Origin of the sequence: Actinoplanes sp. NPDC051411, assembly GCF_040682075.1 — a bacterium.
Lineage (GTDB): Bacteria > Actinomycetota > Actinomycetes > Mycobacteriales > Micromonosporaceae > Actinoplanes.
Window position 1 is genome coordinate 15,100 of the sequence record NZ_JBFBAD010000050.1, and the last position, 11,776, is coordinate 26,875.

An 11,776-nucleotide genomic window follows, 5' to 3' on the forward strand; every position below is an offset into this window, starting at 1 on the left:
CTCGCGCTTACCAGCCGCGCTCGGCGAGCCGGTGCGGCTGCGGGATCTCGTCGACGTTGATGCCGACCATCGCCTCGCCGAGGCCCCGCGACACCTTGGCGATCACGTCGGGATCGTCGTGGAAGGTGGTCGCCTTCACGATCGCCGACGCGCGCTGGGCCGGGTTGCCCGACTTGAAGATGCCCGAGCCGACGAACACGCCCTCGGCGCCCAGCTGCATCATCATCGCCGCGTCGGCCGGGGTCGCGATGCCGCCCGCGGTGAACAGCACGACCGGCAGACTGCCCGCCTCCGCGACCTCCTTGACCAGGTCGTAAGGAGCCTGGAGCTCCTTGGCCGCGACGAACAGCTCGTCCTCCGGCAGGGTCTGCAGCCGGCGGATCTCCTGGCGGATCTTGCGCATGTGCGTGGTGGCGTTGGAGACGTCGCCGGTGCCCGCCTCGCCCTTCGACCGGATCATGGCGGCGCCCTCGGTGATGCGGCGCAGGGCCTCGCCCAGGTTGGTCGCGCCGCAGACGAACGGCACGGTGAACTGCCACTTGTCGATGTGGTTGGCGTAGTCGGCCGGGGTAAGCACCTCGGACTCGTCGACGTAGTCGACGCCGAGCGACTGCAGCACCTGAGCCTCGACGAAGTGACCGATGCGGGCCTTGGCCATGACCGGGATCGACACCGCGTTGATGATGCCGTCGATCATGTCGGGGTCGGACATCCGGGAGACGCCGCCCTGGGCCCGGATGTCGGCCGGCACCCGCTCCAGTGCCATGACCGCCACGGCCCCCGCGTCCTCGGCGATCTTCGCCTGCTCCGCCGTGACCACATCCATGATCACGCCGCCCTTGAGCATCTCCGCCATACCCCGCTTGACCCGGGCGGTGCCGGTCGAGGGCCCGTTCGAGGGTTGGGTGTCAGACATGGTGAATCGGCTCCTCACGCAGGAATTCGGTACGCAAATCGTACTCAGGCCGACCGGCCCGGCCGATGGCCAATCAACCCCTCGGTGGCCTGCGACCGGGCGGGATAAACCGGTCATCCCGCCCAGTCGGGCCGGGGTCAGCCCATGCTGCTCGGGTCGAACTCCTTCGGCTCGACCAGGACGAGCCAGTTGCCGGTGTTGTCTCGCATGACCGCCTCCACGCCGTACGGGCGGTCCGACGGCTCCTGCAGGAAGGTCACGCCGGCCGCGCTGAGCTCGGCGTACGCCTTCCGGCAGTCGCTCACCTTCAGACCCAGCCCGCCCATCTGCCCGGCCTCGAGCTGGCCCCGGTAGAAGTCGGCCGCCTCCGGGCTCAGCGGCGGCCCCGGCACCATCAGCGTGACCTCGAGCTCGGGCTGGTTGGGGTGGGCGATCGTGACCCAGCGGAACTCGCCCATCCGGGTGTCGACGCGCGGCTCGAAACCGAGCTTCTCGACGTAGAAGTCGCGGGCCTTGTCCTGGTCGAGGCAGTAGACGGTGACCAGCGAGATGTTCTCAATCATGAGGTCAAAGTAGGCCCGGGCCGGTCATGCGGGCTTCTCCCCGATTGCTCCGTCACCCCGCGCATGAACAGATAGCAGCCCGGAATGTGCGGGGTGCCGTTCGCCCAGCGGCGCTGATAGGCCTGCGGGCTCTCGCCGACCAGTTCCGAGAAGCGCGACGAGAACGAGCCGAGCGACGAATAGCCGACGGTCATGCAGATCTCGGTGACGGTCAGGTTCGCGTACCGCAGGAGATCCTGGGCGCGCTCGATCCGGCGGCGGGACAGGTAGCGGATCGGGGTCTCGCCGTAGGCCGCGCGGAAACGGCGTACGAGATGAAAGCGGGACATGCCCGCGAGCCCGGCCAGCTCGGTCAGCGTAATCGGCTCCGCGAAGCGGAGGTCGATATGGTCGCGCACCCGGCGCAGGGCGAACACCGCCGAAGCATAAGGTTGACCGGTGAACATCGGAGTGCTGGCCCTACAGGGCGACGTGCGGGAACACCTCGCCGCGCTGGCCGAGAGCGACGTCCTGGCCCGGCCGGTCCGCCGGCCCGAGGAGCTCGCCGACGTCGAGGCACTGGTGATCCCCGGTGGCGAGTCGACCGCGATCAGTAACCTGGCGGTCTCGTTCGGCCTGCTCGACCCGATCCGCAAGCGGATCGCCGACGGCATGCCGGTCTACGGCTCCTGCGCCGGCATGATCATGCTGGCTGCCACGGTGCTCGACGGCCGCCCCGACCAGGAGTCGTTCAACGGCATCGACATGACCGTGCGGCGCAACGCGTTCGGCCGGCAGGTCGACTCGTTCGAGGCCGACGTGACCATCGACGAGGTTGCGGGCGGCGATTTTCACGCGGTCTTCATCCGCGCGCCCTGGGTTGAGGAGGTCGGCGAGAACGTGCGGGTGTTGGGCCGCGTCAGCAGTGGGCCCGCCGCCGGTAGGATTGTCGCCGTCCGGCAGGGGAACCTGCTCGCAACAGCTTTCCACCCGGAGCTCACCGGCGACCTCAGGGTCCACCGGTACTTTGTCGAGATGGTCCGCGCTGTGTAATTCACGTTGGGTAAATTCGGAGGTTTTGCATGTCCGGCCACTCCAAGTGGGCGACGACCAAGCACAAGAAGGCCGTCGTCGACGCCAAGCGCGGCAAGATGTTCGCCAAGCTCATCAAGAACATCGAGGTGGCGGCGCGCACCGGGGGCGGAGACCCGAGCGGCAACCCGACGCTGTACGACGCTATCCAGAAGGCGAAGAAGAGCTCGGTCCCCAACGACAACATCAACAACGCGGTCAAGCGCGGCTCCGGCCTCGAGGCGGGCGGCGCCGACTGGCAGACGATCATGTATGAGGGGTATGGCCCGAACGGCGTCGCGCTGCTGATCGAGTGCCTCACCGACAACCGCAACCGCGCCGCCACCGAGGTACGCACGGCCCTGACCCGCAACGGCGGCACGTTCGCCGACGCCGGCAGCGTGTCCTACCTGTTCAACCGCAAGGGCGTGGTGCTCGTCCCCAAGGCGGCGCTCAGCGAGGACGACATCATGCTGGCCTCGCTCGACGCCGGCGCCGAGGAGATCAACGACCTGGGCGACACCTTCGAGATCGTCAGCGAGCCGACCGACCTGGTGCCGGTCCGCACGGCCCTGCAGGACGCCGGCATCGAATACGACTCGGCCGAGTCCTCCCTGGTGCCGACCATGACCGTCCCGGTCGACGAGGACGCGGCGCGCAAGGTCTTCAAGCTCATCGACGCCCTCGAAGACTGCGACGACGTCCAGAACATCTACGCCAACTTCGATGTCTCCGACGAGGTCATGGCCGCTATTGACGCGTGACCGACGGGCGGTGACATGCTGGACGAGGCGCTTCGGCGCCTCGTCCTTCGTTTTTCTGGGAGCATGGCGCTAGATGACTAGCGACATCTAGTCGAGTGCACAGTAGAGTAAGGGGGTGCCTGCCGTTATGGACGGTCTCTATCTGCCACCCATCGAGACGCTCGACGTCGACGATCTCAACTCCTTGCCTGAGGGGTATCGCTATGAACTGCACGGGGGAAACCTCGTCATCATGACCCCGTCCACCTTTTGGCATAAGGAGATCGCGGGTCGGCTCTACTTCATGCTGCGCGCAGCTGGCCTCCGGGCGTTCCAGGATCCTGGAGTGCTGGGAGACCTGCCTCGAGACACCCGGCTTCCCGACGTCGGAGTAGTGACTACCCTTCCGCCCGATTTGGCTGACTATTCCAACTTGCCCGGTTCGGCGTATCAGTTGGTTATCGAGGTCGTCTCGGAAAACACGCCCAACGGTGAATACACTGCGAAGTCCACGTGGTATGCGGAGCGCGGCATCCCGGAATACTGGATCGCCGACCGCACGCCCGACCGTGTGCACGACGACGCTGTCGTCCATCTCCTGACGCTCTCTGTGGATAAGCCGGTCTATGAGCGGCAGCGGACGGTGCGGCTGTCCGAGCTGGAAGCGGAGTATCGGGCGCGGTAGTGATTCCGTAATGTCCGCTGTCGATGTGCTTTTCAGGACGGCGTGGAGATCCAGGACATGATCTGGATGAAGGTGCCGAGCACGATCACGATGGCGGCCGCCGTGCGGCCGACGCGGTGCCAGTACTGCCGGCGGTAGGCCTGGACCCACGCGATCTCGGCGTCGGCCAGCGCGACCAGCCCGCCGCGGGCCGTGCCCGGCAGCACCGCCGCCTTGCGCAGCGCCAGGCTGGCGGCCGGGCCGGCCGGCGTGAAGACCGGGGCGGGCAGGACCCGCGTGTCGACCTCGTAGATCTGGTCGTCGCGCCAGTGCCGGGCGCGGGTCGTCATCCGGCGATGCAGATAGAGTTCGCGCGCGTCGCTCCGCCCCAGGCGGGCCCGCAGGCCGAGCCGCCGCCAGTGGCCGGCCAGGTCGGCGAGCACGTCCATGTAGAGGTGTGCGCCTTCGGCGTCACCGCCGACCAGACGGCTGGTCTCCCGGCGTAACTCACCCAGGTGGGTGGTCACGAAGCTGATGTACGCCGCCGGCGGTTCCTCTTCCATCGGAGCAATGAGGTACATCGCTACCCTCCCGGACCCATCGTCGAGGCGTGTCGGTGCGGGGCGCAAGGCCGGGGCGTATTAGGGTGTCGAACACACGTACGTGAAACAGGGGAGGTCCGTGGTGCGCGTGCTCGGCATCGACCCCGGGCTCACCCGGTGCGGTGTCGGGGTCGTCGAGGGTGTTCCCGGCCGTCCGTGCAAGCTCGTCGGCTACTACGTGGTCTATACCGAGCCCGACGACGACATCGCCCTGCGGCTGCTCCACCTCGACCGTTCGCTGGGTGACCTGGTCGCCGAGCACAAGCCCGAGAGCGTGGCCGTCGAGCGCGTGTTTTCCCAGCACAACGTGCGGACGGTGATGGGCACCGCGCAGGCCAGCGGCGTCGCCATCCTGGCCGGGGCGCGGGCCGGGCTGCCCGTGCAGACGTACACCCCGAGCGAGGTCAAGGCCGCCGTCACCGGCTCCGGCACGGCCGGCAAGGCCCAGGTGACCGGCATGGTGACCCGGCTGCTCCAGCTCGACGAGCCGCCCCGTCCGGCCGACGCGGCCGACGCGCTGGCGCTCGCCATCTGCCACATCTGGCGCGGCGGCACCCGCGCCCGCATCCAGGCCGCCGCCGTCGCCGCGGCGCGGAAGGCGGCCGCGGTGCGCAAGGTGCCGGCCGCCCGCAACAGCCGGGGAGGAACACCCAGATGATCGCCAGCGTGCGCGGCCTGGTCGCCGCCATCGCCCCCGACAGCGCCGTGATCGAGGTCGGCGGCGTCGGCCTGCAGGTGCAGTGCGCGCCGGCCACGCTGGCCGGGTTGCGCACCGGCGCCGAGGCCCGGCTGGCCACCAGCATGGTCGTGCGGGAAGACTCGCTGACCCTCTACGGCTTCGCCGACGACGACGAGAAGCAGCTGTTCGAGCTGCTGCAGACGGCCAGCGGGGTCGGCCCGCGGCTGGCCCAGGCGATTCTCGCGGTGCACCAGCCCGACGTGGTGCGCCGGGCGATCGCCGGCGGCGACCTGGCGACGCTGACCCGGGTGCCCGGCATCGGCAAGAAGGGCGCCGAGAAGCTGGTGATCGAGCTGCGCGACCGCATCGGTCCGCTGCCGATCGGCGACGGCGGCCCGGGCGGTGTCCTCAATGGCGCCTGGCAGGAGCAGGTGCGGCAGGGTGTGCTGGCGCTCGGCTGGACGCCCGCCCAGGCCGAGCAGGCGCTCGCCGCGGTCGCCGAGTCGGTCGACGGCGAGGTCCCGCCGGTTCCGGTGCTGCTGCGCCAGGCGATCCGGCTGCTGGGCAAGACGCGATGAGCGACCTGGTCTCGCCCGACGCCGACGACGAGGACCTCGACGCCGAGGCCAGCGTCCGGCCGCGCCGGCTCGCCGACTTCATCGCCCAGCACCGCGTGCGCGACCAGCTCGAGCTGCTGCTCAAGGGTGCGATGGGCCGCGGTGCCCCGCCCGACCACATCCTGCTCTCGGGTCCGCCCGGCCTCGGCAAGACCACCCTGGCCAACATCGTCGCGGCCGAGCTGGGCACGGCCATCCGCACCACGAGCGGCCCGGTGATCGAGCGGTCGGGTGACCTGGCGGCGATCCTGACCAGCCTCGGCCCGGGCGACGTGCTCTTCATCGACGAGATCCACCGGATCGCCAAGCCGGCCGAGGAACTGCTCTACAGCGCGATGGAAGACTTCCGGGTCGACGTGATCGTCGGCAAGGGCCCGGGCGCGACCGCGATCCCGCTCGATGTGGAGCCGTTCACGCTGGTCGGCGCCACGACGCGGGCCGGCCTGCTCTCCGGGCCGATGCGTGACCGGTTCGGCTTCGTCGCCCATCTCGACTTCTATTCGCCGGCCGACCTCGACGCGCTGCTGCACCGTTCGGCCCGGATCCTCGGGGTGCCGATCACCGACGCGGGCGCGGCGGAGATCGCCGGGCGCTCGCGGGGCACGCCCCGCATCGCCAACCGGCTGCTGCGCCGGGTGCGTGACTACGCCGAGGTGCGGGCCGACGGGGTGGTCAACGAGGAGACCGCGGGCGAGGCCCTCAAGGTGTACGACGTGGACGCTCTCGGACTCGATCGACTCGACCGGGCCGTACTGCGGGCGCTGATCGAGTCGTTCCGTGGTGGTCCGGTCGGTTTGTCCACCCTGGCGGTCGCGGTCGGTGAACAGTCCGACACCGTCGAGGAGGTCTGCGAGCCGTTCCTGGTGCGCGCCGGCCTGCTCGCCCGCACCCCGCGGGGCCGCGTCGCGACCGAGGCCGGCTGGGCGCATCTCGGCAAGACACCGCCGGCCGACGGGCGTTCCGGGGTGTTTCAGGGCGACCTGTTTGCGCGGGACGTATGAAATCCGCTCGTAATGCGAACGTGATGTGTGCCGCATTCGGACTTCCCAGGTTGACCGATTAGACTCGCCGCCGTTCCAACCGGGATGTTTATGTCGCCCCGACGCGCGCGGACCAGCCGCGCCGGCGGCCTACGGAAGGCTTTCTCGTGTTTCAGGCAGCAGCCGCATCGGGCGGAGGAAACGGCATCACCACCGTCATCTTCCTGGTCCTGATCTTCGGCGTCGTCTATTTCCTGATGATCCGCCCGCAGACCAAGCGCCGCCGCGAGGCCATGCAGATGCAGAACTCGATCGGTGTCGGCGACCGGATCGTCACGATCGGCGGCCTGCACGCGACGATCGTGGAGATCGAGGGCGACGTCGCTTCGGTCGAGATCGCCCCGGGTGTGGTGGTGCAGTTCGCTCGGGCGGCCATCGCGCGCCGGCTCCCCGAGAGTGACGCCGCCGACACCGCGGTCGCCGACGAGCCCGTCGACGAGCCCGCCGCCGACGAGCCTGTCGCCGAGACGGCCACCGAGCCCGTCGCCACCTCGGCGACGGAGCCGGTCGTGCCCGCCGACCCGACTGCTGACCCCGTCGTCAAGCCCGCGGTCGAGGAGCCGGTCGACAGCCCGGTCGCCGACGCGCGTAAAAAGGACTGACAACAGCTTTCCGGACCGGCCCGCGGCGCACTCGCCGACGGGCCGGTTCGTCCGGCCGCAGCCCGGCGACCAGACCGCGCTCCAACGCCGCCGCAGCGGCCGGACAAGTACCAAGGCCGCCCGCAGCGGCCGGACGAGTAAAAAGGCCGCCCGCGGCCGCAAGACACCAGCCGCCCGCGGCGGCCGGACAAGTACCAAGGCCGCCCGCAGCGGCCGCAAGGCAAAGGCACCAAGCCGCCCGCAGCGGCCGCAACGCACCAAATAGGCCGCCCCCAGCGGCGTAACACCCAGGCCGTCCCCATCGGCCGCAACAACAGGGAGACCGAAAGCCGTGGCACGACCACCACAGGGACAACCGCATCCCGGACGGCAACTCGGCGTGCTCGGCCTGATCTTCGTCGTCCTCTATCTGTTCGTCTTCTTCGGCAGCGGCGCGAAGGGCAGTTTCGCCGAGCGCCTGCACCCCAAGCTCGGCCTCGACCTGGTCGGCGGCACGCAGGCGACGTACGTCGCCTCGCAGGCCGGCAAGGCGCCGGCGAAGGACAGCATGGAGCAGGCCCGGAACATCATCCAGAACCGGGTCGATGCCCTCGGCGTCTCCGAGGCCTCGGTCGTCATCCAGGGTGACCGCGACATCGTGGTCTCCCTCGCCGGCCACGCCGAAGACCAGCTCAAGGACCTCGCTCAGGCCGCGCAGATGCGCTTCCGGCTGGTGATCGGCGCGACCGGCGACGTGGCTCAGCAAGCGCTGCACCCCTCGACCGCGACCCCGAGTGCCCCCGCCTCGGGTGCCGTACCGAGCACCGCTCCATCGTCCGGAGCGAGTGCGCCGGCCGGCGCGACCGCGCCGAAGGTCGGCGCTTCGGCGTCGTCCGGCGGACAGGGTGGCGGTGAGGTCGTCAAGGCGCCCGCGCCGAGCACGACCCCCTCGACCGGCTCCAGCGCCTCCGCCCCGGCCGACGCCACACCGACCCCGTCGGCCGGCGACGAGACGGCGACGAGCAACACGCCGGTGACCCGGGAGCAGGTCGAGCAGAAGGTCGGCGCCCAGGAGTGGGCGGCCGCGAGCAAGCTGACCGCACCGGTCGACCTGAGCGCCAACCCCCAGGCCGGCCTGGCGTACAAGAACTTCGCCACGCTCTCGGGTAAGGAAGTGGCCGCGCTCAGCGCGCAGATGCAGTACGCCGTGCCGACGATCGGCTGCACTCAGCTCGACAACCGGCCCAACGGCGCGATCGACGACGCCAAGACCGAGGTCGTCACCTGCTACAACGGCGGCAAGATCCTGCTCGACAAGGCGCCGGTGGTCGGTGACGACATCGACAAGGCCAGCCCGGCCTTCGACCAGCAGTCGTCCCAGTGGGTGGTCTCGCTCGACTTCAAGAGCGAAGGCTCGACCAAGTGGGCCGCGCTGACCAAGACCGCGTTCAACGCGACCAGCACCGACCCCTGCTTCACCGCGGCCACCGCGATGTACGGCCAGGTCGACCACTGCGCGGTCGCGGTGGTGCTCGACAAGACGATCGTGTCGGCCCCGCAGATCCAGGGCGTGCTGACCGGCACCTCGCAGATCACCGGCCAGTTCACCGCGACGTCGGCGAAGGACCTGGCCGACAAGCTGAAGTTCGGCGCGATCCCGGTCACCTTCGACGCCGGCCCGGCCGAGACGGTGTCCGCGACGCTCGGCATCCAGCAGTTGCAGGCCGGTCTGCTGGCGGCCGCGATCGGCATGGCGCTCGTCGCGATCTACGCGTTCTTCTACTACCGCCTGCTCGGCTCGGTGATCTTCCTGAGCCTGATCCTCTCGGGTCTGCTCACCTTCGGCGCCCTGATCGTGCTCGGCCGTTCGATCGGCTTCACGCTCAGCCTGGCCGGCATCGCCGGTTTCATCGTGTCGCTCGGTGTCGCCGCCGACTCGTTCGTCATCTATTTCGAACGTCTGAAGGACGAGATCCACGAGGGTCGCAGCCCACGCAGTGCGGTGCCACGGGCCTGGGCCCGGGCCCGGCGCACGATCATCTCGGCCAACACGATCACCATCATGGCGGCCGTGGTGCTCTACATCGTGTCGATCGGCGCCGTGCAGGGCTTCGCGTTCGCGCTGGGGCTGGCCACGATCCTCGACCTGATCGTGGTGTTCCTCTTCCGGCACCCGATCATGACCATGTTCGCGAACACCCGGGCGTTCCTCTCGCCGCGGGTCAGCGGCCTCGGCCGCGTCCTGCGCCGCGCCCAGACCGACGTCAAGGAGGCCTGACATGGCCAGCTCCGGTCTCGCCGCCCGCCTGTACGCGGGCGAGGCGAACGTCAACATCGTCGGCCGGCGGAAGACGTGGTTCATCGTCGCCGCGGCGCTCGTGGTGATCGCGGTCGGCAGCATCGCGATCCGCGGTTTCAGCCTCGGCATCGAGTTCGCCGGCGGCACCTCGTTCAGCATCCCGGCCAAGACCGCGACCCAGACGCTGAACCAGGTGGACGCGCAGAACGAGGTCACCAAGGCGATCCACTCGGTCGTCCCGGGCAACGACGTCCAGGCGGCCCAGAAGGTCGGCTCGGGCGGCAAGGAACAGTGGACGATCAACGCCGAGGCGATGACCGCGGCCGAGGCCGAGCAGGCCAAGACCAAGCTGGTGGCCGATCTCGGGGTTCCGGCGTCCCAGGTCAGTGACAACCAGGTGTCGGCGGCCTGGGGCGGCCAGGTGACCCGGCAGGCGATCATCGGCCTGGTCGTGTTCCTGGTGCTGGTGATGGCCTATCTGGTCATCCGGTTCGAGTGGCGGATGGCGGTGGCCGCGCTCTCGTCGCTGTTACTCGACCTGATTCTCACGGCCGGTGTCTATTCGCTGGTCGGTTTCGAGGTCTCACCGTCCACGGTGATCGGCTTCCTGACGATCCTCGGTTACTCGCTCTATGACGTGGTGGTGGTCTTCGACAAGGTGCAGGAGAACACCCGCGGCATCACCGCGGGCAGTGTCCGCACCTACAGCGAGGCGGCCAACCTGGCGGTCAACCAGACGCTGATGCGGTCGCTCAACACCGGCCTGGTGGCGCTCCTGCCGGTCGGCGGCCTGCTGTTCATCGGTGCCGGCCTGCTCCACGCGGGCACGCTGAAGGACCTCGGTCTGGTGCTCTTCGTCGGCATGGGCTTCGGGGTCATCTCGTCGATCATGTTCGCGGCGCCGACGCTGACCGCGCTCAAGGACAGCGACCCGAAGATCAAGGCGCACAACGCGCGGGTGCTGGCCCGGCGCGCGGCCCGTTCGAGCGACGTCGCACCGCGCGGCGAGCGCACCCGCGACGCCAACGCGACCGACTCCGACGTGCCGGCTCTGGCGTCGTCCGGAAGCGCGGCCGCCCCCACTGCCACTGGAGCCCCGCGGCCGGGTGCCCGGCCGGCGGCCAAGCGCAACACCAACCGGGGCGGCCGTCCCGGCGGCTCGACCAACCGCCCCGGGGGCGGCGGCAAGCGCCACTGATCACCCGCTGTGCCTTCGACGGCCCGCCGCCCACCCGGGGTGGCGGGCCGTCGCGTTCTCGCTAGGCTGACCGCCGTGACGGATGAGACGCGTTCGGCGACCGGTGACCCGGCGACCGGCGACGGGCCGACCAGTGACCGGCCGACCAGTGACCGGCCGACCGGCGACAGCGGGCCCGAACTGGCCGCGGTGGTCGCCGCCGGCACCATCGACGTGCCCGATTTTCCCCAGCCCGGCGTCATGTTCAAGGACCTGATGCCGCTGTTCGGCGACGGCAAGGCGTTCCGCGCGGTGGTCGACGGCATCGTCGAGCACTACGGCGCGGGCACGTTCGACGTGGTGGCCGGGGTCGAGGCCCGCGGGTTCGTGGTCGCCGCCGGGGTCGCCTACGCGACCGGCACCGGCGTGGTGCCGGTGCGCAAGGCCGGGAAGCTGCCCCGGGCGGCCTATTCGGCCTCCTACGCCTTGGAATACGGCGAGGCCACCCTCGAGGTGCACCGCGACGCGTTCGTGGCCGGACAGCGCGTCCTGGTCGTCGACGACGTGCTGGCCACCGGCGGCACCGCGAGCGCCGCCATCGACCTGGTCGAGCAGGCGGGCGGCACGCTGGCGGGGTTCACGGTGCTGATGGAGCTGGCGTTCCTCAAGGGCCGCGAGCGGCTGGCCCCGCGGGAAGTGCACGCCCTCCTGACCGTGTAGATCGTGGTCGGTGACTGCTCCTCGTGCAGGTGAGTCGCACTTTCTTCAGGTTCGGCCGGGCCATGCGGGAAGCGCGGGCGGGTACGATGGCGTTTCTAGTCAGGTGAGCAATCCTGGGAGAAGTG

Annotated in this window: 13 protein-coding genes and 1 pseudogene; 10 read left to right on the forward strand and 4 right to left on the reverse strand. The window is 69.8% G+C overall.

Annotated elements, in window-relative coordinates:
* Positions 1-7: 7 nt before the first annotated feature.
* The 3 genes from pdxS to AB0M88_RS26200 form a co-directional block, all read right to left on the reverse strand.
* A complete protein-coding gene (gene pdxS, locus AB0M88_RS26190; protein ID WP_364106596.1) occupies positions 8-916 on the reverse strand; it encodes a pyridoxal 5'-phosphate synthase lyase subunit PdxS in 909 nt (302 codons plus the stop codon).
* Between the two features lie 137 nt (positions 917-1,053).
* On the reverse strand, positions 1,054-1,479 hold the full coding sequence (locus AB0M88_RS26195) for a VOC family protein (protein ID WP_364106598.1): 426 nt from the start codon (positions 1,477-1,479) through the stop codon (positions 1,054-1,056).
* Complete coding sequence (locus tag AB0M88_RS26200) at positions 1,476-1,895, reverse strand: helix-turn-helix transcriptional regulator (RefSeq protein WP_364106600.1); 420 nt, start codon at positions 1,893-1,895, stop codon at positions 1,476-1,478. The genes AB0M88_RS26195 and AB0M88_RS26200 overlap by 4 nt, the downstream gene beginning before the upstream one ends.
* A 22-nt stretch (positions 1,896-1,917) precedes the next feature.
* On the opposite strand from AB0M88_RS26200, the gene pdxT reads away from it, so the two are divergent.
* The 3 genes from pdxT to AB0M88_RS26215 all read left to right on the forward strand — a co-directional run bounded on the left by pdxT (position 1,918) and on the right by AB0M88_RS26215 (position 3,957).
* A complete protein-coding gene (gene pdxT, locus AB0M88_RS26205) occupies positions 1,918-2,511 on the forward strand; it encodes a pyridoxal 5'-phosphate synthase glutaminase subunit PdxT (protein WP_364106602.1) in 594 nt (197 codons plus the stop codon).
* Between the two features lie 29 nt (positions 2,512-2,540).
* A complete protein-coding gene (locus AB0M88_RS26210; RefSeq protein WP_364106604.1) occupies positions 2,541-3,293 on the forward strand; it encodes a YebC/PmpR family DNA-binding transcriptional regulator in 753 nt (250 codons plus the stop codon).
* 115 nt (positions 3,294-3,408) lie between these two features.
* Positions 3,409-3,957, forward strand: coding sequence for a Uma2 family endonuclease (locus AB0M88_RS26215; RefSeq protein WP_364106606.1), 549 nt, complete (start codon positions 3,409-3,411; stop codon positions 3,955-3,957).
* A 32-nt stretch (positions 3,958-3,989) separates the two neighbouring features.
* Here the strand turns inward: AB0M88_RS26215 and AB0M88_RS26220 are convergent, their stop codons facing one another.
* Positions 3,990-4,517, reverse strand: coding sequence for a hypothetical protein (locus AB0M88_RS26220; RefSeq protein WP_364106608.1), 528 nt, complete (start codon positions 4,515-4,517; stop codon positions 3,990-3,992).
* Positions 4,518-4,620: 103 nt separating this feature from the next.
* On the opposite strand from AB0M88_RS26220, the gene ruvC reads away from it, so the two are divergent.
* From ruvC to AB0M88_RS26255, 7 genes and pseudogenes are all read left to right on the forward strand, one after another.
* Complete coding sequence (gene ruvC / locus AB0M88_RS26225) at positions 4,621-5,196, forward strand: crossover junction endodeoxyribonuclease RuvC (RefSeq protein ID WP_364106696.1); 576 nt, start codon at positions 4,621-4,623, stop codon at positions 5,194-5,196.
* Entirely contained in the window at positions 5,193-5,795 is a 603-nt protein-coding gene (gene ruvA, locus AB0M88_RS26230) for a Holliday junction branch migration protein RuvA (protein WP_364106610.1), read from the forward strand. Before ruvC ends, ruvA begins: the two co-directional genes overlap by 4 nt.
* Positions 5,792-6,835 (forward strand): Holliday junction branch migration DNA helicase RuvB, encoded by a 1,044-nt coding sequence (ruvB, locus tag AB0M88_RS26235; protein WP_364106612.1) that lies wholly within the window; start codon positions 5,792-5,794, stop codon positions 6,833-6,835. Before ruvA ends, ruvB begins: the two co-directional genes overlap by 4 nt.
* A 146-nt stretch (positions 6,836-6,981) precedes the next feature.
* A pseudogene (gene yajC / locus AB0M88_RS26240) lies at positions 6,982-7,299 on the forward strand (preprotein translocase subunit YajC); the annotation flags it as partial.
* 508 nt (positions 7,300-7,807) lie between these two features.
* On the forward strand, positions 7,808-9,733 hold the full coding sequence (secD, locus tag AB0M88_RS26245; protein WP_364106614.1) for a protein translocase subunit SecD: 1,926 nt from the start codon (positions 7,808-7,810) through the stop codon (positions 9,731-9,733).
* 1 nt (position 9,734) lies between these two features.
* Entirely contained in the window at positions 9,735-10,952 is a 1,218-nt protein-coding gene (gene secF, locus AB0M88_RS26250) for a protein translocase subunit SecF (RefSeq protein ID WP_364106616.1), read from the forward strand.
* Between the two features lie 180 nt (positions 10,953-11,132).
* Complete coding sequence (locus AB0M88_RS26255) at positions 11,133-11,651, forward strand: adenine phosphoribosyltransferase (RefSeq protein WP_364106698.1); 519 nt, start codon at positions 11,133-11,135, stop codon at positions 11,649-11,651.
* The last annotated feature ends 125 nt before the right edge of the window (positions 11,652-11,776 follow it).